We start from the raw sequence: 25,116 nt of genomic DNA, 5'->3' as shown, positions 1-25,116 counted from the left end.
CACTGCCTGCGGGCGAGCATAAACGAGTCAGAGCAACCTGCGGGTGATCCCGGCCGGGAGATGACGCAGCGCCAGATCGATCCCGGTCCACGGCCACCGCGGCACCACGGCACGAGCGCGTTCCGACTCGATCGCGGCGACCAGAGCCTGCACGCCGCTGTCTCTGTCGGCCATGAGCTTGGTCTTCACCCCCGCATTGATGTCTGTGGAGATGTACCCGGGCAAGATCACACTGACCTTGATCGGCGAACCCGCGAGCTCGGCCTGTAAGCCCTCACCCAGGGCCGACAGACCCGCCTTCGATGCCGAGTACGCGGCTTGCGCCTTGGGCAGACCTCGAACCGCACTCATCGAACTGATCAGGACGAGGTGGCCCGCATCCTGCGCCCGGAAGATCTCCATCGCGGCCTCGATCTGAGCCAGCGCACCGATCAGGTTGGTCTGTACGGTCTCGATGTTGGCGTGTGCCTTGCCGGTGCCCAGTGGGGCGCCTTTGCCCAGGCCTGCGTTGACGATGACACGGTCGAGCCCGCCGAGGTCGTCGCGCAACCGCCGGAACGCGATGGGCACCGATGCGGTGTCTGTCACGTCCAGCTGGGCCACCGCAACACGGCCGCCCCGCCCGGAGAGCTCGGTCTGCAGGTCTTCGAGGCGGTCGATGCGGCGGGCGCACAACGCCAGGTCACGACCCTGCCCTGCATAGGCTTTGGCCATTCCCTCGCCCAATCCCGAGCTGGCGCCCGTGATCAGGATCTTGTTGCGTGTCATGGCCGTGAACTTACCTGGCCCCGTCCTGCGCCGGTGACGACGGACGGGTTGACCCGAACCGACACACCACCGGGAAGCTGCGCTCTGAACTCGCCGTCACCCCAGCGGAAAGCCAGGCCGGGTTGCGGGAAGTCGGTGCTGATCATGTGCGCGCCCGAGTCCAGTGCGGCAGCCACCCGGTTGTGCTGGTTCGCCTTCGCAGTCGAGACCGGGTCGTCGGAGCGGGTGCGCACCAGGTATCCGCGGCGCACGAGGTCGGTGATGTGAGCACCGTTCGCGCCTCGTGGATCGTTCACCATGATGAACGCCGAATCTGTCTCGGCAGGAGGCGGAGTGGTGAATGCCACCCGCCCCTCCAGGTTGGGCCGGCCCGCTCGATAGTTGTCACGGACGTAGGTGGTGTCGCCGTAGTCGAGGAAGAACATCACGTGCCCCCGGACATCGTCGAGTAGCGGCCAGCCGCTTGTGAGCACGCCGTGTTCCAGCGTCTCGGCGTCACCGCGCACCCGGTCCGGAGTGATGATCCGGTGGTCGGCGATCACAGCCCGGATCTCCCGGTCGAGGTCGTCGAGAACCGTTGTCGTCCATCGTGGTACCCGGGCGCCACCGGTCAGCCGTGCCCACGGCCACGACCCTTTCAGTTCGAGTTGAACCACGATGGGGACATGGCCGGGATTCGACATGGACCATGCACTGATGGTCTGCAGGGCGCCGGCCAGCGTCGGGCAACTGGTGCGGTAGTCGGCGTCGGGGCCGTGCATCACCTTGAAACCCGGCTCATCCCACAGACTCTCGGGGCGTGGACCACGGCGGCGCCACCGCCTGGCCAGCGGGTGGCGGTACAAGCCGCCCTGTGGGTCGGGATACAGATCCAGCTCGAGGCCCCGTACCGCCTGCTCGCCGAGCTGACGGCCCAACGGCAGGTGTTCATATCGGTAGGAGTCGAGGTTCGATCCCATCAACCAGGTGAACCGTTCGTCCGGCGGCATCAGCTGATGACTCGAGTTGTGCGTCGCCATGAACTGAATCTCGTTGAGTCGCAGGCCGGATGGCAGAGGGTCCGTCCCGTTCTCACCGCGGTGAACACGGGCCGATCTGTCGGATGTGGTCACTTGAGCAGTCGTGACATCCGGCGATCGGCCAGCACCTTGCCGCCGGTCTGGCACGTGGGGCAGTACTGAAAGGAACGGTCGGTGAACGACACCTCTCGAACGGTGTCACCACACACCGGACACGGCAGACCTGTTCGCGCATGCACTCGCAACCCGGATCGCTTCTCGCCTTTGAGCCGCGCGACCTCTTGCCCCTCGAGACGGCCGATGGCGCCTTCGAGCACGTCGTGGATCACGGCGTGAAGCTCGTCGATCTGGGTAGCCGACAACCCCTTTGCGGTCGCGAACGGCGAGAGCTTGGCGGTGTGGAGGATCTCGTCGCTGTAGTCGTTGCCGATACCGCTGATGGTGCGTTGGTCGGTGATCACCGTCTTGATGCGCGCGCTCGTCTTGCCGAGCAGGGCGGCGAGTTCGTCACGACTGAGAGCAAGCGCATCCGGACCGAGTGTCTTGATCCGTTCGACCTCGTCCAGGTCACGCACCAACCAGACTGCTAGACGTTTCTGTGTGCCCGCCTCGGTGACGTCGAAACCCTCACCGGGCAGACCGCAGTGCACCCGGAGTGCGATCGGCCCCTTTCCCCCGGGGCGCGGCGGGGCGGGTGAGAGGTTGTCCGACCATCGCAGCCATCCAGCGCGGGACAGGTGGATGATGAGGTGCAACCTGGCGTCCACATCGCCGGGGTCGGTCGCAGCGGTGGTGATGACCAGGTATTTTCCGACTCGCCCCACCGACTCCACGATGCGGCCCGTGAGCGCCGTGTACGGCGGGTCCGCCGTTTTGAGCACTGCCAGCGACGCCACGTCGACTCGTCGGATGGGCAATCCGGCGGCACGGCCATCAACGTAATCGGCGATGGCCTGCACCTCAGGTAACTCAGGCATGTAGACAGTGTGCTCTAGTAACCAGATGCGCTCTACTGGTTCGGCGTCGGACGCCGAGTTGGCCCGACTACTGGCCGAAGGCGCCGGGAAGATTCTCGTCGACATCCGCCACGAACACCTGCTGCAGGGGCGACTGCTCGGCGACGTCGGCGATGCGATGGCGCAGACCTGGATCGCCGCGGTGCTGGCCGAACACCGCCCCGCCGACGCAGTCCTGTCCGAGGAGGCACGCGACTCCGCCGGCCGTCTGCGCGCCGACAGGGTCTGGATCATCGACCCTCTCGACGGCACCCGCGAGTTCGCTTCCGGTCGCAACGACTGGGCGGTGCACGTTGCTCTGACGATGGGTGGCCAGCCCACCGATTGCGCGGTGTCGCTGCCTGCGATCGGTCAGGTGTTCGCCACCGACACCGTCCCCGTGGTCGAGGGTGAACTCACCGGCCGGATGGTGGCCTCACGCGGGTGGTCGTCGTACGAGGCCGACCACGTCTCCCGGCGCCTCGGTTTGCAGATGATGCCGATCGGGTCCGCGGGCGCCAAGGCGATGGCCGTGGTGCGCGGTGATGCCGACGCCTACGTCCACGCCGGTGGTCAATACGAGTGGGACAACTGCGCGCCGGTCGGAGTCGCCCGGGCTGCGGGTCTGCACTGCAGCCGCATCGATGGTTCGGAACTCGAATACAACCGGCCCAGCCCGTTCATGCCCGACTTCATCATCTGCCGCACCGAACTACGCGACCCCATCCTCGCCGCCATCGACGAGATCCTCTAGCCCAGCTCCCCGGAATTGGTGGGTTCGGGCGAGCAAACCCGCAGGTCGACCTCACCAAAACCCACCATCATCGGGGTTTGCGGAGCAGATAGATGTCCATGATCCAGCCGTGCCGCTCACGCGCGGCAGTGCGGACGTCGCGGATCTGCTCCCCCACCTCGCCGACGGTTCCGTCGATCAAGATCTCGTTCTCGGTTCCGAGGTAGGCACCCCACCAGATGTGGTCGAGCGCATCTGCGGTGTCCAGGAAAGCGCAGTCGGCATCGAGCATCACCACCTGGTTGGCGGCCACCTCCCCAGGGGTGTCGGCGAGCTTGCGTCCGGTGGTGATGTGGATGGGTTCGCCGATCCGGTTCAGCAGGATCCGATGGGCCGCGGTCAGCGCCGAGACACTGGAGATTCCTGGAATGACGCGATGGTCGAGGCCGATGTGCCCACGACCGATGATCGTGTCGACGATCCGCAGGGTGCTGTCATACAGGGCCGGATCACCCCACACCAGGATCGCCCCCACCCCTCCCTCTGGCAGTTCGTCGATCAGGGCCCGCTCGATGAGGTCAGCCCGGGCGTCGTGCCATCTGCGGACCTCGGCGGCGTAGTCGGCGGGGTTGCGATCGCGCGGCGGGTCGGGCACCTCGACAAACCGGTACCCGCCCTCGAGATAGCGCTCGCAGATCTCCTGACGCAGTCCCACCAGCGACTGCTTCACCTCGACTCCCCGTTCGGGAGCCTTGTCCAAGACGAAGAACACCTCCACCGACTTCATCGCCTCGATGGCCTCGATGGTGACCTGCCGCGGATCGCCGGGGCCGATACCGATGACCAGAAGCGTCCGCTCGGTCACGGCCGCGCCTTGGGCAGGTTGTGGAATCTGCTCGTGATGTCGAGGATTGCCCGGCGCGGCAGCACACGACGAAGCGCGAACACGATCGGCGCCCGATTACCTTTGGCGTACAGCGGTTTTGGATCCGGACTCAGCGCCGCGTCGACGACGACCTCGGCCATCTCGACAACGCCGAGACCGGCATCCTCATTGCGGCGGGCGGCCGCAGCGACGATGTCGTACTCGCGTCGGTAGGCGGAGTCGTCGGCGATGAAGTAGCCCCGGCGGTCGCCGATGCCGGTGGCGATGGTGCCGGGCTCCACGGTGCAGATGGCGACGCCGAAGGGCGCGAGTTCGCGACGAGTCGCGTCGGCGAAACCTTTGATGGCGCATTTGGTGGCCACGTAGGTCGACCGGAAGGGCAGCGGGAAACTCGCCAGCATCGAACCCACCATCACCACGGTGCCGCGACCACGCTGACGCATCCCTGGCAGAACCGCCTTGGTCAAGGCGATCGGACCGAAGACGTTCGTGGCGAACAGCTTCTCGATCACCTCCATCGGGGTGTCCTCGAGCGGCCCCATCTGGCTCTCGCCTGCGTTGTTGATCAAGATGTCCACCGCCCCGGCCTGCTCGGCGCATCGGGCAATGCTGGCCGGATCGTTCTGGTCCAGCTCGAGATAGCGGACGCCGGGGATGGGATCGGTCACAGACTCGGGGTGACGGCTGGTACCCAGCACGGTCAGCCCACGAGACACCAATTGACGAGCTACTTCGGCACCGATGCCACTGGAAGCGCCGGTGATCAGCACAGTTCGGGTCATGCGAACACAGTAGGCGGTTGCCGACAGCTGACCGAAAGCCTCCGCCGACGATGAGTTTTCGGGTTGACCACGGTCAGTTCTCGCAGGGTGGTCATTTAAATCAGTGGCGAACCTGGGAATTACCTGAGCATCCTTTGTTGTTGGACCGGGTCGAGTGTGGGAAGTGGGTGTGGGCCTGTGATTGTCGGAATCACGTTGGCGTTGCTGGCCGCGGTCGGCTACGGACTGTCGTCGGTGATGCAGGCGCTCGGTGCGCGCCAGGCGGCACGCGAGAACGCCGATGACCACCGCATGTCCACCGCGGCGGGTTCGCCCACGTTGCAGTCGACCGTCGCCACCGCACTCACCGGCGTGTTCATCGTCGGCGCGTTGTTCGACGTCTTGGGTTTCATCGCCGGTGCCGGTGCCGCACGCGCATTGCCACTGTTCCTGTCCCAGACCATCGTCGCCGGAAACCTCGTGGTCACCGCCCTCTTGGGCACCCGGTTGCTGGGAATCAAACTCCATGGCCGCGACTGGGCAGCCATGGGCACCGTGATGGGTTCGCTGCTGCTGCTCGGGGCCGCGTCAGAACCGCACACCTCATACGAGACGTCGAGGTCGTTGCATTGGGCACTGTTGCTGGCCACCCTGCTAATTGTCGGCTTGTCACTGTTCGGTGTGCGGCGTATGGGACGCGGCGGATCGGTGGCGGCCGGGGCCGCAGCAGGTTTGCTGTTCGGTGCGGTCGCGATCGGCGTCAGAGTGCTCGACGGCGTGTCCCCGTTCTCGATGTCCACCATGCTCGCCGACCCGGCGGCCTGGGTCATCGCCATTGCCGGGGCCGCAGGTTTCTACTTGCACACGGTGGCGCTGCAGCTCGGTGCGGTCAACGGGTCGACCGCGGCGCTGGTTGTCGGTGAAACCGCGGCACCGGCCATCGTCGGAGTCATGTGGCTCGGCGACTCGACGGTGCCGGGGCTCGAATGGCTTGCCCTGGCAGGTTTCACGTTCGCCACACTCGGCGCGGTTGCCGTTGCGATCTTCGGAACGGCAGAAGCCGAACGTTCCGCTGAGGAGAATCTTCGGGGCGATCGTGCGGACTTCTCGTCCGGCGAGTTCACCGTACCGGCTGACTGCAGCTCGTTGGAGCATCCACCAGTGAGCAGAACTGGGCCGGCCGGGTGGGTCGATAATCTGACCGAACGCCTTCACCGGAGATGATGTCGCGGTAGGCGGCCACCGCATCGGTCGGCTGCCGGGTCAGTGACGGGTCGGACTTCACATCGACGCGGTAGAGGCCGAATCGTGATGCGTAACTGCCCCATTCGTAGTTGTCGGTGATGGACCAGTAGTTGTAGCCGACCACGTTCATACCGTCGGACTTGGCGCGGGAGATCCAGTATGCGGCGTCGCGGAGCTGGTCTTCACGCTTGTACCCGTCGGGCCTCGGTTCGCCGTCCTTGGTGGGCATACCGTTCTCCACGATGTAGAGCGGCGTGCCAGGGAACTTTCGCGCGTAATACCGCAGCGCGTAGTAGAGCCCATCCGCCGACGTGGATGCCTTCCAGTACTCCTCGGTCGCGGCGTTGTAGGTATTCAAATCCGTTGCGGCCACGGAGTAGTAGTAGTCGATGCCCACGAAGTCCTGCTTGTCGGCGATGCGGTCGAGGAAGAGTGCATCGAGGGCCGGCTGCACGGTCGGCAGATAGGCCGAGTTCGACGACACCCAGGCGCCTGGCTGACGGGCGTGGATGTAGTCGTAGATGGCGCGGTGCACGTGTACGAGTTGGTTCATCATCAGCGGAACGTTTTGGGGCGCAAGACCACCGAAGTTCACCTCACGAAGAAAGGTGTAGACCAACGGTTCGTTGATGGTGATCCAGATCGGATCGTATGCGGCGTAGCGGTCGACCACCGCGCGCGCGTTCGCGAGCCAGTCCGCAGCCATCGTCGGGTTGTTCCAGCCACCACGATCAGCAGCCCAGCCCGGGTACACCCAATGGTCGAGGGTGATCATCGGGCGCATCCCCGCACGCAGGATGTGATGGATCACGTCGTCGTAGTAGGCGAGTTCCTGTTGGTCCCATACCCCCGGTGAAGGCTGAATCCTCGCCCACTCGATGCTGATCCGGTACACCTCGACACCCATCGACCTCGCGTTCTCGATGTCTTCGGCGTAGCGGTGGCGGAAGTCGACGGAGGTACCGACGCGGTCGTGGACCCGTGTGCTGTTCGAGTAGCGCAGCCAGTTGCTGTCCGGGGAGCTGCCCTCGGACTGGAATCCTGCCGAACCGACGCCCCACAGGAAGTCGTCACCGAGCACCGCACCCTGCGCCGAAGCGGGCGCGGCCGGGACGGCCACGGCGACGAGAATCGGGAGAACAACCGCGAGAATCCGCCTGATCATGGTCATCTCCGAGTCAGATCGTAAATGCGAGGTTGCCGAGCACAGCATCTGCGAGGTCGGAATCGCCGGTCACCTCGACGGCCGACGGATCAGCACTTGTCCGTCCACCGATCAGACGGGCGAGATCTGCGATGTCGAGGCGCAGCACCAAGGTCGGTTCCTCGGCGAACTCAGGGACCATTGCCGCTCGGCCGTCGACGGCAATGTTCACTGTTCTGGGAGTCAGGCCGGTGATGTCGAAGCGCACCCGACTGCCTGTCGGTGCCCCCGCCTTCTTTCCGACGAGGTAGGGCAGAGATTGGGTGATCTCGTCGGCGGCGAACCGCGCACTGACTGCATCATCCGGCGCAGGCAGTCCGAGGGTGTCGCGCACGTCCAGTTCATGCATCCAGCAGTCGAAGACCCGGATCCGCATGAATCTGCCATAGGTGTCCGGCCCTGCCGGGGTGAATGAGTCGGCGTCGAAGTCGTCTTGGGTTGCCGCGTCGAGGGCGGCAGTGCGGCGCTTGATGGCGTCGCCGAAGTCAGCCATCGTGGTGGCCCTCCCCTGTGCGCGGTAGTGCACCAGCCACCGCTCGTTCATTGCCGCGATGTCGTTACGAACGTGCGGATAGGCGGTGACGTCGGCCTCGACCACGGGCTCCAGATCACCGAGAAGCATCAACTCCGTGGTGAACACGTGGGTCACGATGTCCCCCACCGACCACCCCGGCAGCGTCGAGGGGTGCTTCCACTGGTCGTCGGTCAACGAGTCGGCCAATCGGTGCACAGACGCCCAGACCGCGGTGAGCGCTTCGATCGCGGGTTCCCTGGGCACAATGGTTCGGCTCATGGTTGGTGACATTACGGATGCCACCGGTCCGAGTCGCCAGGATTCGGCCGATGGGCGGGGCCGAACTGTGCACGAACCCGCGCGCGCCTAGAATTCGTGAAATGACCAGTGACAAGAATTTGCATACGCAGATCACCGACCTGATCGCGCAGGAGAAAGAACTGCGTGACCAGGTGTCCAACGGCGAGATCAGCCCCGACGACGAGCGTTCGCAGCTCAGCGACATCGAGGTTCAGCTCGACCAGTGCTGGGATCTGCTCCGCCAGCGCGACGCCCTCCGTCGGGCGGGCAAAGACCCTGACGACGCCGAAGTCCGTCCGCCGAATGTGGTCGAGGGTTATCTCAACTGAGTTGGTAAGTTTGTCGGGTCCGCCCTCGTAGCTCAGTGGATAGAGCACCGCTCTCCTAAAGCGGGTGTCGCAGGTTCGATTCCTGCCGGGGGCACTTCCTGTGCCCGACGTTCGAGATGTCAGACCCGCAGGGCCAGCGACACCACCAGCCGCGACGCCTGATCGCCGAGGTCGAGTCCGGTCACCTCCTGGGCTCGCCGAACCCGGTATCGCAGCGTGTTCGGATGCACGTGCATGGTGGCGGCAGCTGTGCGCACGTCGCCGAACGCATCCAGGTAGGCGCGGACGCTGGCCACCAGGTCGGAGCCGTGGGTGCGGTCGTAGTCCCTCAGTCGGCCCACTCTCGGGTCGACGAGATCCGGGTTGTCGGCGAGCAGTCCGACGATCTCGCCGAGCAAGACGCCGGTGCGCGACTCCGCGACGGTGGTCACCACGTCGATCAACGCGCCTTCCCGCGATGCCGCGTCCAGGACCCGGTCGATCTCGGTCCGCAGGCCCGGCACCGCCGCCAGACCAGCGGGCGAATCGGCAATGACTCCCCGGATCGGCATGGCGAACCGGCGGTCGGCCGCTGCCACCGTGCTCTGCACCCAGCGCACCGTCGATGCTCCGCCGTCCGTGTCCGGCAAGATGACGTACACCCTCTCACCGACCGCGGCAGTCACTGAATCCGGACGAAAAGCGCTGGCGTGCAGCGTGACTGCCGGCAGATAGGCGGCAACGGAATCCGTCGGCAACTGTGCGGGAAACCGACGTGCCAAACCGACGACGGTAGCGGGGCCTGAACGCGGAATGTTCAGGGCGTCGGCGAGATACGGGATGTCGACGGTGTCACCGCGCAGGCCCAGCAGCCGTTGCACCTGTTCGGCATGCACGGAAGGGACCGCTGCAGCGCGGGAGATGATGCGAGCGGCCACGGCTGCAGCGCCGGCGATCACGTCGCCGGAATCGGGCGACAGTTCGGCCTTTCCCTGCTGGAGCCACAAGGTCCCGAGATACTCACTGCCTCTTGGGGTTCTGATGCCCACGGCAATTCTTGGTCGCAGCCCGAGGTCGTCGCGAGCCGCCACCGACACCACGTCTGGCCCCGCTCTCAGAGCAGTGAACACGCCCCACTGACGAAGCCAGTCGAGCATCTCCGGTGGGCCCTCCCGTCCGAGGATCGACAACCGACGAAGGGCATCGGCTTGTTCATCAGATGAGCTGTACGCCAACACATGTGAGCCCGCATCCTCGATGCTGACAAGTCCGCCGGTCCGATCTGCGACCGCCTGCGCGAGAGCAAACAAATCACCCGCCGTGCCGCTTGCCATCGATTCCGAGGACTCGGCACGAGCGTGGTCGAGGACCCGCCCGATCAAGTTGTAGATCCGTTCCCACCGCGCATGCGGATCCACCGCGACCACAGCGATACCAGCGGACACCGCGCGCCGGGTGACGTCCCCGTCCGGCGCCTTGAGCAGGATGGCCGTCGGAGCATGGCTGCCGAGACTCGCCAACCACGCCATCACCTGCGCTGGCGTGACACCGACGAGCAGGGCCAACTCGGCCGCTCTGGCCCCGCGTCCCACCCCGAGGTGCAGGTCATCCGCGTCGAGTAGGGAGGCTGCGGTCACCGGGCAGTCGAGTCCTTCGGGCGCCTCCACCAGCGTGACGAGCGTTCCGTCGAGTGCCAGAAGCAACCGCCCGAGTGTCACGGCCCCGCGACCATCGGTATCTGCCATCGGCACCCCTTGTTCGATCGGCCCAAGAACTCACTCCATCTTAGTCCGATCGGCCATATCGCCGGGCCGTTGATGGCGCTGTAGTTGAGGACATGGACGCCATCACCACACCCCCACCTGCCCACAACGAACCCGTGCACACCTATGCCCCCGGATCTCCGGAACGCTCCCGGATCGTGGCCACCCTGGCCGAGATGAGCGCCGCCGACCCGATCGAACTCCCCCACGTCATCGGCGGCACACATGCCAGCGGTTCAGGCGCCGCGATCGCGGTGGTCCAGCCACACGCGCACCACGAGGTGCTGGGCACACTGACAAACGCGACCACACACGATGCGCGCAGAGCGGTCGACGCTGCGCTCGCCGCCGCGCCGGACTGGGCGGCAACATCTTTCGACGAACGCGCAACCATTTTGCTCCGGGCTGCGGACCTCCTGTCGGGACCTTGGCGCGAGAAGATAGCCGCCGCAACGATGCTGGGCCAGTCGAAGAGCGTGCAGCAGGCCGAGATCGATGCGCCGTGCGAGCTCGTCGACTTCTGGCGGTTCAATGTCGGGTTCGCTCGCGAGATCCTGGCCGAGCAACCCGTCTCCAGCCCTGGGGTGTGGAACAGGCTTGATCATCGCCCACTCGAGGGGTTCGTCTACGCCATCACCCCGTTCAACTTCACCGCGATCGCCGCGAATCTGCCGACAGCACCGATGCTCATGGGCAACACGGTGGTCTGGAAGCCGTCGCCGACGCAGACCTACGCCGCGTATATGACCATGCAGCTACTCGAAGCCGCAGGCCTTCCCCCGGGCGTCATCAACATGGTCACCGGCGACGGCATCGCCGTGTCAGATGTCGCGTTGGCCGACGAGAACCTCGCAGGCATCCACTTCACAGGCTCAACCGCCACATTCCAGAATCTGTGGCGGGAAGTGGGAAGCAATATTCAGCGCTATCGCGCCTATCCCCGACTCGTCGGCGAGACCGGAGGCAAAGACTTTGTCGTGGCGCACGATTCGGCCGACCCCGACGTTCTGCGCACAGCCTTGATCCGCGGCGCGTTCGAATATCAGGGCCAGAAGTGCTCGGCAGCCTCGCGCGCGTACATCCCGAGGTCGGTGTGGGACAAGATGGGCGACGACTTCCTCCAAGAAGCAAATGCCCTCTCATACGGCGATGTCCGCGACCTCTCCAACTTCGGCGGCGCAGTCATCGACAGACGGGTTTTCGACAAGGCCGTCTCCGCGATAGAACGGGCGAAGTCGGTGCCGTCATTGACGATTGCGGCGGGCGGTGACTACAACGACGCAGAGGGCTACTTCATACGTCCGACGGTGCTGCTCAGTGACGACCCCTCCGACGAGGCCTTCCACAAGGAGTACTTCGCTCCCATCCTCGCGGTGCACGTGTATGACGACGGACAATTCGATTCTGTTGTACAGGAGATCAATTCATCGGCAAGCTACGCACTGACCGGGGCAGTGATCGCCGATGACCGGACGGCCGTCGAAGCCGCGATGACCGGGTTGCGCAACGCGGCAGGCAACTTCTACGTCAACGACAAACCCACCGGCGCCGTGGTCGGGCAACAGCCGTTCGGTGGAGGGCGCGCCTCGGGCACCAACGACAAGGCGGGGTCGAAGCAGAACCTGATGCGCTGGACATCGACACGCACCATCAAGGAGACCTTCGTCCCGGCGACGTCGGCGGGGTACCCACACATGGAGCGCGACGACGCCGGGCGCGGTGAGTGACATGACCGGCGTGACCGCGGGTGCAGCACGCACCATCATCATGGCTGCCGCCTCCAGCGACCGGATCAAGCGAACCGCTGAACGAGTCCCGGTGACCCGGAACGTGGTGTCGCGCTTTGTTGCCGGCGAGTCGCATCGTGAGGTGATGGACGCCGGGGTCGGGCTGTTGAACTCTGGTCGGATGATCTCCATCGACCACCTCGGTGAGGACACCACCGACGAAGCGCAAGCCGACGCCACTGTGCAGGCGTACCTGAGGTTGATCGGGATGTTGGGCGACCACATCGAGTCGGCCGCCGGCTCGCATCCGGTGGAGGTGTCACTCAAGCTGTCGGCGCTCGGCCGCGCCTTGCCTCGGCACGGGGAGAAGATCGCACTGGAGAACGCCCACCGGATCGCATCCGCAGCAGAGGACGCGGGAGTGTGGGTGACCGTCGACGCCGAGGACCACACCACCACTGACTCGACATTGCGGATTGTCCGTGAACTACGTGCCGATTTTCCGGCGCTGGGAACGGTTCTCCAGTCGTACCTGCACCGGACCGAGGACGATTGCCATGAGTTCTCGGCACCTGGCTCGCGGATCCGGCTCTGCAAGGGCGCCTACGCCGAACCCGCCGAGGTGGCGTTTCAACGCAAAACCGATGTCGATGCGGCCTATGAACGCTGCTTGCGGGTGCTGATGAACGGGCAGGGATACCCGATGGTGGCCAGCCATGATCCGGCCATGATCACCGCCGCCGCGGCCATGGCCGCCGACGCCGGACGCGCCACCGACGACTGGGAACACCAGATGCTCTACGGGATCCGGAGCGCCGAACAACTCAGACTCGTCGGCGAGGGCCGTCGAGTCCGTGTCTACGTTCCCTTCGGTTCACAGTGGTACGGCTACTTCATGCGCCGACTGGCCGAACGCCCGGCGAACGTGGCGTTCTTCCTGCGAGCGTTGGTGTCTCGGGGGTAGATCGATTCTGTCGGCTGGAGTCGGAGGATGTGGGTCCCGTGGGTGCAAACCCTCCGGCTCCAGCCACACCCTCCGGTTGCAACCGGAGTAACTCACCGCAACCGGAGGTTCTGCGCCGCGAGCAGCCAACCGCGACAAACGAACCCGCCGCCCGCAAGCCACAGTCGGAGGATGTGGCCCCGTCCCCGCAAACCCTCCGACATCAGCCACATCCTCCGGTTGCAACCGGAGGAACTCACCACAGTCGGAGGATGTGGCCCCTCAACCGGGGATTACGCCACCTCGGATGAGCGCGGATCGCAGTTTCGCGTGCAGGCGACCTGGATTGAGGAGGTCATCCCACGACCACCGGACCACCACGATTCCGATGGCGCGCAGCCGATCCTCGCGTAACTTCTCGCGGTACACGGCGTCCTCGGGCCGCTCATTTTCCGCAAGGGTCCCGAGATACTTGATTCGACCGTCGAACTCGCCGACGACCTTTCCATCCCAGTCGAAATCCGTTCGGCCGATCAATCCGTCCGCGTCGAAGAACTCCGTCTGCAACGTCGGCGTCGGGATGTCTTTCCAACCGGCCATCAAGGCTCGACTGACCGATTCACCAACGGATTCCGCGTCCCCGTCAGCCGTCAGTAATGCGCGACGCAACATCCCGATACCGGCGGCGTGTGGGGTTCGCGCCGCGATGGTGTGTAGCTCGGCCAGCGTCACGCCCGACCTCAGGGCATCGTCCAATGCGGCAACGGCCTGTTCAAACGTTCCCGCCCGCGCCACATCACACGCCGTCACTGCTCGGCTGGTCACTCGAATACCGTCGATGAGCACGATGTCGGTGTCGGCAAGGAGGGCATGGTGGACGTGAACGTCGCCCTCCCGCTTGCCCTTGGTCCGCGCAATCAAGTGGACGTATCGCTGGTCCGGTCGAAAGAGCTGCATCCGATGACACACCGCTGCCGACTGATGGCTCACGACACGAACTCTCGAACGCCCGGCAACCGCGATCACGCGCCGGCGGTACTCGTCATCCGGTGAGAGGGCGACGCCATCAGCAGGCGCCGAAACGCCGCGGACAACCGGCTGGATGATTCCGGCCCGCCGTGCCGCTCTCAGCTGCGAGTCACTACCGAACCCGCCTTGGACCACTGTCTTTCGCCGGATGAGCCCGAACTCCGATGACTGCATCTACCCATCGTCGTTGCACCCGCCGACCAGGTACCGCCAAAAAAGGGCCCTCTGTGGACAGTTTCGAGTGTGTGCACAGGTCCACACCCTCCGACTCCAGCCACATCCTCCGACTGCAACCGGAGGAACTCACCAAAGTCGGAGGAAGTGCCGACACACCTCTGCACACCACCCCAACCACCACACCCTCCGATATCAGCCACACCCTCCGACTGCAACCGGAGGAACTCACCACAACCGGAGGAAATGCCAACCCACCCCCGACAACTCAGTACCCGATGAACCGATCGGTGTGCAGACGCCACGGCTGCCAGCGCAAGGCGGGTTCGGCGCGAATCAGCATGGGCTTGAGCGCAGAGAGCATCATCGGCGGGCCAGAGAGGTAATAGTGCGCGCCGGGCCGCGCGACAGCAGCGACGTCATCAACACTCACCAATCCCCCGACCACGGTGATCACCTGGGCTCCACGGGCGCGCGCCGCATCCAGCACATCGCCGTACACGAGGCGGTCCTCAGAGTTTGCGGCGTAGATCAGCGAGACCTTGGTGAGGTCGGTGTCGCCGCGCGCCGTGAGGTCGGCGAGCATCGACCGGAATGGCGTGATACCGATACCGCCGGCGATGAACACAATAGGAGAGCGCAGGTTTCGTGGCAGCGTGAAGTCGCCGCCGACCTCGTCGACGTACAGACGGCGCCCCGCACCGTCTTCGATGAGACGCCGCTTGAACTCCGAGGGACGGCCGCTGACGGTGAATCCGAAGCGGGTGGTGCCCTCCCCCGGCGCGCCCGCCAGAGACAGAACCCTACGGGTGCCCTGCTTTTCGGGTGCCGGACTCCATGTGGGAGCAGATATCTGGGCCCATTGCCCGGGCCGGAACCGCAACCCCGGTGAGGCCAGCACCTCGTATGTGTCGGCGCCGATCGGCTGCACGGACTCGACCTCGAGTATGTGCCGTCGCCACTGCCGGCCGACGACAAACGTGAACAGGCTGCCGGCCAGCAGCGCTATCTCCGGTACGAACTCCAATGTGTACTCCGACGTGATCTCGAAGGACTGATTCCAGTACATCAACACGGCGACAAGAGCGGCATAGACGAGTGTGGGGATGCGACTGGTCGGCGACGTCAAGGGTTCGGTCAGCATGATGGCCGCCACGAAGAGCAGTGGCGTGGACTGGAATCCGAGCTGCAGCGCGTCGCCCACGGGTGTGCCGTTGTCAGCCGCGACCACGATCATCGTCAGGACGGCCACCACCAGGAACACCCCGACGAGCCACCATTCGCGCAGCTTCCACACCACCGCGGCACCGACGACGATCATCGCGACCATCAACGGTTCGGCTGCAATCCACCAGACCGGGTACAGGAACGGCCCGACCGAGAAGTACGCGAACAGATAGCTCACCACCGCGCCGGCTACAGCCGGGTTCACAATATGTCGACGACGCACGGCGACAACATATTTGGAGGCGCTGGCGATCGCGGCCGCGAGAACGAGTCCCCATGCACTGTCGGTGTCGGTGAGCCCGGGAAAGATGAAGAACAGGATCAGGGCGGTGATCAACCACGACTCGCTACCCGGCGGCACCCGCACGATGGCGGCACAGAGGTATGTCACGGCGGCACAGACGACCACGAGAATGGCCAGTGATCCGAGCAGTTCGGTTGCTGTGTAGGCGAAGTCGGCGCCGAACGCGGCGACGATGATTGCGTAGGCCGCCAGGATCGCCAACGCGATCAACACGAACCGGTACATCGACAATCGGTCCACGGCGCGGACGATCTTCATAGGAAAAGCTCCAGTTCTCTGGCGTGCGAATGTTCGACTGTGCCGTTGGCGCGCACCACAACGAAGTCGAACTCAAAGTGGCTCAACAGCTTCTGTGCGGGAGTGAAGAACAGCGCCGTGGACAGTCCGTCGGCGATCATGGTGTCGTCGGCGATCACCCAGGTCGCCAGCACCTCACGGGTCGGCGCGGACGTGACGGGATCGACGATGTGGTGCCAATCGGCCCACGCGCGGCGGTTGCCCGCGGAGCCACAGATCGCGTTGTTCTCGATGACCACCGTGCCGATGGCCTTGGTCGGGTCGGTGGGGTGTTCCAGCGCGATGCGATGAGGTGCGACACCGGCCCTGATGTCACCGCTCCCGTTGACCAGGTACTCATCGAAGCCCGCCGCTTTCACCAGTGCGCTGACGCGGTCCACCGCGAATCCTTTGCCGGTGGCCCCGACATCCAGCAGGCACGGAGACCGTACCTCCAGCTGACCCTGCCACCCGCCCAGCACGTCGTCCCAGGCCGGGACGGTCGCAATCGTCTCGCCCGGCTGCAAGGTGTACTCGGCGTCGTATCCGGCGTCTGCCAGGGTTTGTCCCACCATGGGCGTCACCATTGCGCCGGTCAGTTCGTACAGCGTGCGGTGCAGGTCGAGCAATGGCTGGTCAGACGGCTCCACCGGGTAGGTGCCGGGCGCGCGGGCAATCGAGGCGACCATCGAGTCGGGCCGGAACCGAGACCAGGTGCGGTCGATGCGGTCGAGTTCACCGAGGACCGAGGCCTGCAACACTTCGGGCACGGCCTGCGACAGGGTGATATCCCAGGCCGTGCCCAGTGCGGTGAACACCCACTCATTCGAATCGGTCACGACAAGGCGGGTGTCGATCAGGCCGCGGCGTCGGTCTTGATCTGGTCGATGGCGTCGTTGAAGCCCCCCGACGTCAGGGAGGATCCGGATACCTTGCTGACGTCGAGTTCGTCGATGCTCTTGCCGACAACCAGTGCGTCGATGCCGCTCTTGAACTTGCCCTGGAAGTCGGCCGAGGTGCCCTTGGTCTGGCTGGTGTCCACCGACAGCGCGGTGATCACCGAGTTGGACAGGGTGACGGTGACGCCGAGTTGCTGTTCGCCGCCGGGTGATTGGTAGGAGCCGACGGCGGTGTATTCGCCGTTCTTGTAAGCCGAGGTGGCTGCTTCGTTCTGCACTGCGCTGGTGTCGGCAGCGGTGCTGTTGGCCGCCGCGGTCGTGGAGCTTGCTGCGGTGCTGCTTCCGTCGTCGCCACAGGCGGCGATGGCCGCTCCCGCTGCTGCAATGACTGCAGCGACCTTGCCCGCGTTGACGATTCGGCTGTTGTGGAATGAAGTCGATGTCGAGGTCATGGCTCCATACTGCCGCTCCAGGGTCGACCGTGGTCCGTTTCAGGGGCCTTTGACAGCAGACTCTCAGATCTCAGCCGGCTTTAAGCGGACTCGTTGTAGAACTGAATTTTTTACCGTCCAGCTGCGGCGATCCGCGCCGCGACCGCGTCGATGAACACATTCGAGATGTCTGCGGGCGTCTCTGCAACGTAGCTGCTTCCGCCGGTGGCGTCCGCGATCTGCTTGAGTGATTCGGCGTCTGCGTCCTCGGTGATGCCGATAGTGAGGATGAGCACCGGTCTGGCCGGATCCTCGAGCCGTTTCAGTTCGGCCAGCAAACCCTGGAGGCTGATCGAGTTGTCGTCCTCGTTCTGGCCGTCGGTCAGGAGGATGACGCTGTTCGAATAGTTGGGGTCATAACTGTCCTGGACCTCTTTGAACGCCGCGAGCGTCGTGTCGTAGAGCCCGGTGGCGCCGCCAACCCGACCCGGAAGCGTCACGATCTGCGACTCCAGGTATTTGCGATGGGTCTGGCCATCGGCATCAACGGTGTCGAGGCGTTCGATGGGAGCGATCGGCAGCCAGTCCTGATCCGGTCCACCCATGTCGATGGAGAACAGCCACGCACCCAGCGCCGAATTGTTCGGGAAGATCTTCAGGCCGTTCTGGCTGGCCTCCACGAGCATCTCGGCCCGGGTTGACGTACCCGCCGGTTCACGCATCGAACCGGACGCGTCCTCCACCACCAGCGTGCGAATCGGCACCCCGAGTACTGCCCACTGCCTGAGCGCTTTCTCTTCCTGCGCAGGGTCTTTGAGCGTCAGCACCTTCACCGCACCCACGCCCCCTTCCGGCGACGGCGCGTCGATGGCCGTTCGGAATCCGGCGGTGGTCAGCGCTTTCGCGCCGTCCTCGGACGTGATGTGTTCGGCCAGTTGTTCACCCGCTGCGGCCACGATCTCTTTCCGAGCTGCCGACGCGGTGTTGAGCATCGGATAGTCGAGGATCATGGTGCCGTCGGCGGGGATCGCGGCTCGCAGACCACTGTTTCCGCTGGTGTTCTGGAACTCGATGAAGTGCTGCTCGCTGACCACTGTCGGCGACTCGCTGCCTGCAGCCACCTGGAGCCGGTCGATGTCGGAGTCGCCCCCGATGCGGGCGTTGCCCTGCTGCAGAGCCAGCAGGGTCATTCCATCGGTGAACTGCTTGCGGTCGATGGCGCCGGCCTGTTCGGCCGCAAGCGCTCCGACGATCGGCGCGTCGCCGGTGCTGGAGTCGATGGGGTTGCCGAGGCGCAGGCCGGGCAGCTTCATGACGTCGACCCAATTGGTCAGCGCCGGAACATCTTTACCTGCGACCACCACCGGGCTGGCCGCAACGGATTCGGCGATCACGTCGCGCTGCACGCGGGCCTGGTCGGTGACCTTGCGGGCGCGAGCCTGCGAATCGGCGATCCACAGGTCGGGCGCCTGATCACCCTTGGTGAGCTGGCCGGCGACGTTGGCACCGCTGACCGCAGCCACATTGAAGTCGTAACACGAGTCGGCCGACGCCTCGGCCGCCAGGGGCTTGAGGGTCGCAGCCATCGACGGATCGGCGATCACCGACACCGCCTCACGCGAGTCACAGTCGCTGCCGGACGACGCCCAGACCGTCCGCCAGAGAATCAGCCCGGCCACCAACACCGCGACGACAACCAGCGCAAGAAGCGCCCAGCGGGCGCCGCCGCCCCCACCGCCACCCCGACCGCCGTCTCGACCCTCACTGAATCCGAAGTCGTCATCGGCCCTGCTATCGACCCCATGTCGACCCATGCGTCACCCACCCTGTTGTTTCGAGGTTCGCCGGATTCTATCCACAGCGAATCAGGAACCAACACCCCAGATGGTGGCGGGTAGACGCCAGACCCGGCTCGCCTCAGGTCTGGCGAACGGCTCTACGGTCAGGAGTAAAGATCGCGAAAGTTCTTGAGTGATTGGTTGATCTCACCTTTGAGGATCTTCGCGGTACTGCGAATGATCAACGACATCATCGGCGATCCGGTCAGGTTCACCTCGAGTCCTACCTTTGACCCACTCTTGGCGGGCTCCACCGTCAGTGTCAGGGTGACCGTGACGCCACCCTTGCCGTCGCCCTTCAGGTCCACCCGGCGGGCCGGATCGAACTCATCCACCACCCAGTCGAAACGAAGCTTGGCATTCTTGGCCGCGATGACCGAAGACACCTTCGTGCCCTTCTGGATCTCGTCGGGGCTGGGCAACTCGCTACGCCAGCCATCGTGCAGAGTGAGCCACTCGCCATACCGCGACAGATCGAGCACATGCGCCCACGCGTCTTCCGGGGACTGGTTCACGTCGATCGAATCTTTGACCTTTGCCATAGGTGCGACGTTAGCGCTCCGACACCGGCAACCGGTGGACCGTAGCCATCGGTGTCATGCCGGGCAGGTGTCCGGGGCGGGTTCACCAGCGAAGCGATCGCCGATCCAGTCGATCGCCGGGCCTGTCACACCGAGATTGGTGTGCCCGCCGTCGGGCTTGCGAACCACCTCGATCACGTCGCCGCCGGCACACGCACGCTGCACTGCTGCAGCGGTCCATGCGGGCAAGATGATCGAGTCCTGGTCGCCGAATGCGACGAAGAGCGGTCCGGCTGCCCGGCCCGCAGGCAACGCGTCTTGCTTCAGGATCGTGCGGATACGGTCCACTGCCTCCTGATCGGCGACGGCCGCGTCTCCAGGGGCGACGCTCATCGCCGCGCTGAATCGGTCCACCATGGCTGTGGGACCGCAGGATGTGAAGACTTCGGCGTTGTCGGCCAGCCCTCCGCGTATGTAGTCGTCCGCGTCGAAATCGGGGTACACCTCCCTCAATCCCTCGATGAGGTTGGGGATGAAGATTTTCTGAGCGTCGGTGTACGCCATCTGCGTTCCGGCGTCGGTGATCGGCGAGAGGTCGGCAGCAGGTGCCAATGCGGCCGCCCCGACGAACTCGAGACCCTGGCCGTAGTCGTCTGCGTAGTCGGCCGACGCCCACGCGGCCTGGCCGCCCTGTGAGGCACCCATTGCCGCCCACCGATCGGAGGTGTCCGGAACGAGATTCCGAGCGGCACGCACGGCATCGATCATGTTGTAGGCGATCGTCTTCGGTTCGAGGTACGGGTGGCCAGGCGCATCCTTCACCCAGGTACCCAGCCCCTGGTAGTCACTGGCCGCCACCACGTATCCGCGCCCGACCAGTCGAGTGATGGCACCGTCTTCGCCGAGAAGGTCTGGGTAGTCCGACGGACCGCAACTCTCGTCGGTACCTGTTGTTCCGTGACCGAAGGCGACGATCGGCCAGCCACCCGCAGGCGGCTCTCCGTTCGGGACGGCGATCACGCCGGACACCTCCGTGCCGAACCCGCCCTGGTATCCGGCGGTCGAGCGATAGATGACACGCGTCACCTCGGCCACGTCACTCAGGGAGGAACTCGCCTGGAAAGGCATCTGCTCGACGATGTCGCCGCGCTCGCCGGGCGCCGGAGCCGGTGGACGATCCGAATCCGGGGCCGGAACAGACGAGGACTGGACAGACGACAGCGGCGAGGACGCGGCCGTTCGACCGTCGTCCTCGCCGCCGGCGCACGCGCTCACCGACAGCAGCACAATCGCTGCTGCCGGGATCGCCTTACCGAGGAGGCTGATGACCGGGGTTCTGGTGGCCGGGGTTGTTCCCGTCCTGCGCGAACTTCCGGGCAGCATCTGCACCCTTTCGGATCTGGTTCGAGTACTTGCCCTTGGTGGCCTTGTTGACCGCGCTGGCGCCCTGGTCGATGAGTTTGGTGTTCTTGCTCAGCGTGGACTTGCCCTTGTTGACCAAATTCTTGAAATCCATGCCACTCCTATCTCCGGATCGCCGATGCTCTCACGCCGGCGATCTTTGCTCTTGCGGATTCGATTTAACTTTACTAAACCACGCCGCAATTGTCGGGTTCAGTCGCCACAGCACTTCCACAGCAACGATACCGATCGCCGATGCAATGACTGCAATTCCGGTTTTGCTCCAGTCAGTCGGGTCGAGTTTGAACAGCTCTTGCGTGAACGGCAGCGAGAAGATCAGCACGTAGGCCAGTGCCGAGCCGACCAGCAGCACAACCTTCCACCAGTTGTACGGTCGCGCGACCACCGCGAGCACCCACAACGCGATCGCGATGAGCGTGATCAGGGCCGTCGTGGCCGCCTGTGTCTGCTCCGGGGTCATCTCGACCGAGTCCTTGCTACCGAGCGCAACACCCTCCCCGCCGGGATAGACCAGTGCGTACGCCACGAACGTGCACACGGCGATCACGATGCCGGACGGAATGGCCAAGCGCAGCACCCTGCCGACAAAACCACCGCGAGCGCGTTCGTTGTTGGGTGCCAGCGAGAGGACAAACGCCGGCACACCGATGGTGAACCACGCGGAGATCGTGACGTGGATGGGCTGGAACGGGTAAGAGATGGGCGTGAAGCCGAACAGTTCCCCGGCCACCCCGGCGATCCCGATCATCAACGCCAGCAGCACCGCGTACACGGTCTTGGTCAGGAACAGGTTGGAGACGCGTTCGATGTTGCCGATGACCCGCCGGCCCTCGCCGACCACGTAGGGCAGCGTGGCGAACTTGTTGTCGAGCAAGACGATCTGGGCCACCGACCGGCTGGCCGAACTACCCGAGCCCATCGCCACCCCGATGTCGGCGTCTTTGAGGGCCAGGACGTCGTTGACGCCGTCGCCGGTCATCGCGACGGTGTTGCCACGGCCCTGCAACGCACCCACCATCGCGCGTTTCTGGTCGGGTCGTACGCGACCGAAGGTGGTGTGGCCGTCGAGGACGTCGGCGAGCTCGTCCTGGTCGGTCGGCAGACTCCGCGCATCGACGGCGTCGTCAACGGTTCCCAGGCCCAGCGAACCCGCCACCGCGCCCACCGACACGGCGTTGTCACCAGAGATCACCTTCACCGCGACGTGCTGGGATGCGAAGTAGTCCAATGTCTCGCGGGCGTCGGGACGAACGCGTTGCTCCAGTGCGATGAGTGCCCGTGGCACAACGTGTCCCGGAGCGGACAGGCCGTCGTCGGTGGGAGTGTCTACCGGCTGATCGGTGGAGGCGAGTAGCAGGACCCGCAATCCTTCCGAGCCCAATTCCGTTGCGCGGGCCGCGGTCTCGCTCGCCGGATCGAGCAACATGTCGGGGGCGCCGAGCAACCAGTTGCCCTGGCCCTGGGCGGTCGTGGTGTCCTGGAACGAGATCCCGCTCCACTTCTTCGCCGACGTGAACGGCGCGATGTGGGTCACCGACCACTCCGGCGCGACGGGGTAGGCCTCGGCCATCGCCTGCACACTGGCGTTGGGGCGTGGGTCGTGCGCCGCGAGGGCGGCCAGGGCCTCTTCGAGCTGGGCGCGATCGTCGCCGAGCGGAACCAGTTGCGCCAGCCGCATACCGTTCTCGGTGAGCGTGCCGGTCTTGTCCGCACACACCACGTTGACCCGGGCGAGGCCCTCGATGGCCGGCAACTCGTTCACCAGACATTGTCGACGACCCAACCGCACGACCCCGACGGCGAAGGCGATCGACGTCATCAGCACCAGGCCCTCGGGAACCATCGGCACCAGCGCGGCGACCATGCCCAAAAGGGCTGCCTTGATGCCGTTTTCACTGATGAACAGCTGGTTGACGATTGTCAGCAGCCCAGCCGGGATCAGAAGCCAGGTGATGATCCGGAGAATCTTGTCGATCCCGTTGCGGAGTTCTGAGTTGACGAGGGTGAACTTGCTGGCTTCCTCGGCGAGCTGCGCCGCGTACGCGTCGCGGCCGACCTTGGTCGCCCGATAGGCACCCGACCCCGACACCACGAAGCTGCCGGACAGGATCGGATCACCCACCGACTTGAAGACGGCGTCGGCCTCACCGGTCAGCAACGATTCGTCGACGTCGAGTGCTCCCGCCTCCACGGTCTCTCCGTCGACGACGATCTGGTCTCCGGGCCCCAATTCGATGATGTCGCCGAGCACCACCTCGCTCGGCGCGATCTCGGCGGCCACCCCATCCCGGCGCACCATGGGCCGGGTCTGCCCGACGATCGCGAGCGCATCGAGTGTTCGCTTGGCCCGGATCTCCTGGATGATGCCGATGCCGCTGTTGGCGATGATCAGTAAACCGAAGGCGCCGTTGATGATCGAGCCGGTGGTCATCACGATGATGAACAGCACACCCAAGATGGCGTTGATGCGGGTGAGGACATTGGCGCGAACGATGTCGAGGACACTGCGACCCGAGCGGTCCGGCAAGACGTTGACCTGGCCGGCGGCGACGCGTTCGGCCACCTGCGCGGCGGTCAGGCCTGGGGTGGCGTGTGTTTCGCCGAGCGTGGTCACGCTGCGCCTTCCCACCAGGACTGGGTGTCGAATCCGTGGCCGGACCGCGACGGTACGTCGAAACGCGCACCGGGCATCGGCGTGATCACGGGGATGTGTTCGCTCTGAGCGGCGGGCAGCAGACGTTGGACCGGGTCAGCCCATTCATGCAGAGCCAGATTGAAGGTGCCCCAATGAATCGGCAGCAGCAACGACTCGGACAGATTGGCGCGATTGAGCATTCGGTGCACTCTCACCGCCTCTTCCGGATTGAGGTGGATGTCGGGCCACAGCCGGTCGTAGGCGCCGATCGCGATCAGGGACAGCCCGAACGGACCGTGGTCGGTGCCGACTTGCTCGAACGCATCGGTGATTCCGGTGTCGCCGGAGAAGAAGAAGTTGTGTCGAGGTCCGGCGACCGCCCAACTGGCCCACTGGGTGGTGTTGCGCTGCAGCCCGCGTCCCGAGAAGTGGCGTGCGGGAGTGCAATTGAAGGTCAGCTCGCCGATCGTGATCGAGTCACCCCAGTCAGCCTCGTGAATACGTTCGGGGCTGATGCCCCAGTACTCGAGGTGCGCCCCGACGCCGATGGGAGCGACAAACGCGGCCTCGGGATGGGTGGCCGCGAGTTTGCGAACAGTGGCCGTATCGAGATGGTCGTAGTGGTCATGACTGATGAGCACCACATCCAGCGCGGGCAGATCCGCCAGCGCGTGGGGTACCGGGTGCATACGCGCCGGTCCCACCAGACTCGACGGTGAGCACCGTTTGCTCCAGACGGGGTCGGTGAGGATGCGGTATCCGTCCAGTTCCACGAGCACCGACGCGTGCCCCATCCAGGTCGCCGCCAGCTCGGCTGCGACATCAGGCAGAGGCGTCACATCGAACTCCAGCGGTCGCCGCGGCTTGCCGATGTCGCCGCGACGGAGCATTGCCAGCGCGGCTGCCCGATCCCCTTGCACGGGTGTCGGCGGCTCCACGTTTCCGAAGTTGCCGCCGGTTTGATGCGGCGAATGGCTGATGTGGGATAGCACAAGGTCTTTGGGTGCACCCATCGCTCGGAACACCTCGGACCCGGCGCCGACGCCGGCCGCGGTGAGCGCTACGCCAGCTGTTGCCGCACTGGTCAGAAGCCTTGGACCGGTCATGAGATTGGGAAGACGCACCACGGAAGCACACACTACCGGCCATGTTGGGTGGTTGACCGGGACCGACCTTGCCTCTCCCCGCCCCACT

Annotated in this window: 23 protein-coding genes and 1 tRNA gene; 6 read left to right on the top strand and 18 right to left on the bottom strand. The window is 65.0% G+C overall.

Features of this window, described 5'->3' with window-relative positions:
- Window positions 1–27: 27 nt before the first annotated feature.
- The 3 genes from ACVWY6_RS11260 to ACVWY6_RS11250 are packed head-to-tail and all read right to left on the bottom strand — an operon-like array spanning window position 28 to window position 2,764.
- The gene (locus ACVWY6_RS11260; RefSeq protein WP_457538050.1) at window positions 28–768 is read right to left on the bottom strand and encodes an SDR family oxidoreductase; all 741 of its coding nucleotides are present in this window, start codon (window positions 766–768) and stop codon (window positions 28–30) included.
- Window positions 765–1,880 carry a Ca2+-dependent phosphoinositide-specific phospholipase C gene (locus ACVWY6_RS11255; RefSeq protein ID WP_457538049.1) on the bottom strand — a complete coding sequence of 372 codons (1,116 nt, stop codon included), beginning with the start codon at window positions 1,878–1,880 and terminating at the stop codon, window positions 765–767. Before ACVWY6_RS11255 ends, ACVWY6_RS11260 begins: the two co-directional genes overlap by 4 nt.
- A complete protein-coding gene (locus ACVWY6_RS11250) occupies window positions 1,877–2,764 on the bottom strand; it encodes a DNA-formamidopyrimidine glycosylase family protein (protein WP_457538047.1) in 888 nt (295 codons plus the stop codon). The genes ACVWY6_RS11255 and ACVWY6_RS11250 overlap by 4 nt, the downstream gene beginning before the upstream one ends.
- Before the next feature lie 25 nt (window positions 2,765–2,789).
- Between ACVWY6_RS11250 and ACVWY6_RS11245 the strand changes: the two genes are divergently transcribed.
- The gene (locus ACVWY6_RS11245; RefSeq protein ID WP_457538046.1) at window positions 2,790–3,536 is read left to right on the top strand and encodes a 3'(2'),5'-bisphosphate nucleotidase CysQ; all 747 of its coding nucleotides are present in this window, start codon (window positions 2,790–2,792) and stop codon (window positions 3,534–3,536) included.
- Between the two features lie 67 nt (window positions 3,537–3,603).
- Here the strand turns inward: ACVWY6_RS11245 and cobF are convergent, their stop codons facing one another.
- A complete protein-coding gene (gene cobF / locus ACVWY6_RS11240; RefSeq protein WP_457538044.1) occupies window positions 3,604–4,380 on the bottom strand; it encodes a precorrin-6A synthase (deacetylating) in 777 nt (258 codons plus the stop codon).
- The gene (locus ACVWY6_RS11235; protein ID WP_457538043.1) at window positions 4,377–5,183 is read right to left on the bottom strand and encodes an SDR family oxidoreductase; all 807 of its coding nucleotides are present in this window, start codon (window positions 5,181–5,183) and stop codon (window positions 4,377–4,379) included. The genes cobF and ACVWY6_RS11235 overlap by 4 nt, the downstream gene beginning before the upstream one ends.
- A 177-nt stretch (window positions 5,184–5,360) precedes the next feature.
- On the opposite strand from ACVWY6_RS11235, the gene ACVWY6_RS11230 reads away from it, so the two are divergent.
- A complete protein-coding gene (locus ACVWY6_RS11230) occupies window positions 5,361–6,386 on the top strand; it encodes a hypothetical protein (protein ID WP_023962629.1) in 1,026 nt (341 codons plus the stop codon).
- On the opposite strand, the gene ACVWY6_RS11225 is transcribed toward ACVWY6_RS11230, so the two are convergent.
- Entirely contained in the window at window positions 6,283–7,578 is a 1,296-nt protein-coding gene (locus tag ACVWY6_RS11225; RefSeq protein WP_023962627.1) for a family 1 glycosylhydrolase, read from the bottom strand. The two genes, ACVWY6_RS11230 and ACVWY6_RS11225, sit on opposite strands and share 104 nt — an antisense overlap.
- A 7-nt stretch (window positions 7,579–7,585) precedes the next feature.
- The gene (locus ACVWY6_RS11220; RefSeq protein WP_457538041.1) at window positions 7,586–8,404 is read right to left on the bottom strand and encodes a maleylpyruvate isomerase family mycothiol-dependent enzyme; all 819 of its coding nucleotides are present in this window, start codon (window positions 8,402–8,404) and stop codon (window positions 7,586–7,588) included.
- Between the two features lie 101 nt (window positions 8,405–8,505).
- On the opposite strand from ACVWY6_RS11220, the gene ACVWY6_RS11215 reads away from it, so the two are divergent.
- A complete protein-coding gene (locus ACVWY6_RS11215) occupies window positions 8,506–8,754 on the top strand; it encodes a DUF2630 family protein (RefSeq protein ID WP_030170350.1) in 249 nt (82 codons plus the stop codon).
- Window positions 8,755–8,775: 21 nt separating this feature from the next.
- Window positions 8,776–8,848: transfer RNA gene (locus tag ACVWY6_RS11210), tRNA-Arg, on the top strand.
- Between the two features lie 25 nt (window positions 8,849–8,873).
- Here the strand turns inward: ACVWY6_RS11210 and ACVWY6_RS11205 are convergent.
- The gene (locus ACVWY6_RS11205; protein ID WP_023962622.1) at window positions 8,874–10,478 is read right to left on the bottom strand and encodes a PucR family transcriptional regulator; all 1,605 of its coding nucleotides are present in this window, start codon (window positions 10,476–10,478) and stop codon (window positions 8,874–8,876) included.
- 92 nt (window positions 10,479–10,570) lie between these two features.
- Between ACVWY6_RS11205 and pruA the strand changes: the two genes are divergently transcribed.
- A complete protein-coding gene (gene pruA, locus ACVWY6_RS11200; RefSeq protein ID WP_457538038.1) occupies window positions 10,571–12,223 on the top strand; it encodes an L-glutamate gamma-semialdehyde dehydrogenase in 1,653 nt (550 codons plus the stop codon).
- Window position 12,224: 1 nt separating this feature from the next.
- Entirely contained in the window at window positions 12,225–13,187 is a 963-nt protein-coding gene (locus ACVWY6_RS11195) for a proline dehydrogenase family protein (protein WP_457538037.1), read from the top strand.
- Window positions 13,188–13,448: 261 nt separating this feature from the next.
- Here ACVWY6_RS11195 and ACVWY6_RS11190 read toward each other — a convergent pair whose 3' ends face one another.
- From ACVWY6_RS11190 to ACVWY6_RS11145, 10 genes are all read right to left on the bottom strand, one after another.
- The gene (locus tag ACVWY6_RS11190) at window positions 13,449–14,369 is read right to left on the bottom strand and encodes a type IV toxin-antitoxin system AbiEi family antitoxin domain-containing protein (protein WP_457538035.1); all 921 of its coding nucleotides are present in this window, start codon (window positions 14,367–14,369) and stop codon (window positions 13,449–13,451) included.
- Between the two features lie 268 nt (window positions 14,370–14,637).
- On the bottom strand, window positions 14,638–16,158 hold the full coding sequence (locus ACVWY6_RS11185) for an oxidoreductase (protein ID WP_457538033.1): 1,521 nt from the start codon (window positions 16,156–16,158) through the stop codon (window positions 14,638–14,640).
- A complete protein-coding gene (locus ACVWY6_RS11180) occupies window positions 16,155–17,015 on the bottom strand; it encodes an FAD:protein FMN transferase (protein WP_457538032.1) in 861 nt (286 codons plus the stop codon). The genes ACVWY6_RS11185 and ACVWY6_RS11180 overlap by 4 nt, the downstream gene beginning before the upstream one ends.
- A 17-nt stretch (window positions 17,016–17,032) precedes the next feature.
- Entirely contained in the window at window positions 17,033–17,527 is a 495-nt protein-coding gene (locus ACVWY6_RS11175; RefSeq protein ID WP_023962608.1) for an FMN-binding protein, read from the bottom strand.
- A 110-nt stretch (window positions 17,528–17,637) separates the two neighbouring features.
- A complete protein-coding gene (locus ACVWY6_RS11170; RefSeq protein WP_457538029.1) occupies window positions 17,638–19,320 on the bottom strand; it encodes a substrate-binding domain-containing protein in 1,683 nt (560 codons plus the stop codon).
- Window positions 19,321–19,448: 128 nt separating this feature from the next.
- Window positions 19,449–19,886: a type II toxin-antitoxin system Rv0910 family toxin gene (locus tag ACVWY6_RS11165; protein WP_030170282.1), complete on the bottom strand. Its 438-nt coding sequence runs from the start codon at window positions 19,884–19,886 to the stop codon at window positions 19,449–19,451.
- A gap of 54 nt (window positions 19,887–19,940) precedes the next feature.
- Entirely contained in the window at window positions 19,941–21,248 is a 1,308-nt protein-coding gene (locus ACVWY6_RS11160; protein ID WP_457538027.1) for a lipase family protein, read from the bottom strand.
- On the bottom strand, window positions 21,175–21,381 hold the full coding sequence (locus ACVWY6_RS11155; protein WP_023962599.1) for an antitoxin: 207 nt from the start codon (window positions 21,379–21,381) through the stop codon (window positions 21,175–21,177). The genes ACVWY6_RS11160 and ACVWY6_RS11155 overlap by 74 nt, the downstream gene beginning before the upstream one ends.
- 30 nt (window positions 21,382–21,411) lie before the next feature.
- The gene (locus tag ACVWY6_RS11150; protein ID WP_457538026.1) at window positions 21,412–23,901 is read right to left on the bottom strand and encodes an HAD-IC family P-type ATPase; all 2,490 of its coding nucleotides are present in this window, start codon (window positions 23,899–23,901) and stop codon (window positions 21,412–21,414) included.
- The gene (locus ACVWY6_RS11145; RefSeq protein ID WP_031333453.1) at window positions 23,898–25,028 is read right to left on the bottom strand and encodes an MBL fold metallo-hydrolase; all 1,131 of its coding nucleotides are present in this window, start codon (window positions 25,026–25,028) and stop codon (window positions 23,898–23,900) included. Before ACVWY6_RS11145 ends, ACVWY6_RS11150 begins: the two co-directional genes overlap by 4 nt.
- Between the last annotated feature and the right edge of the window lie 88 nt (window positions 25,029–25,116).

The organism is Williamsia sp. R60 (assembly GCF_054063855.1).
The sequence above is the reverse complement of the archived record's forward strand: the minus strand, read 5'-3'. Positions and strand labels throughout refer to the sequence as shown.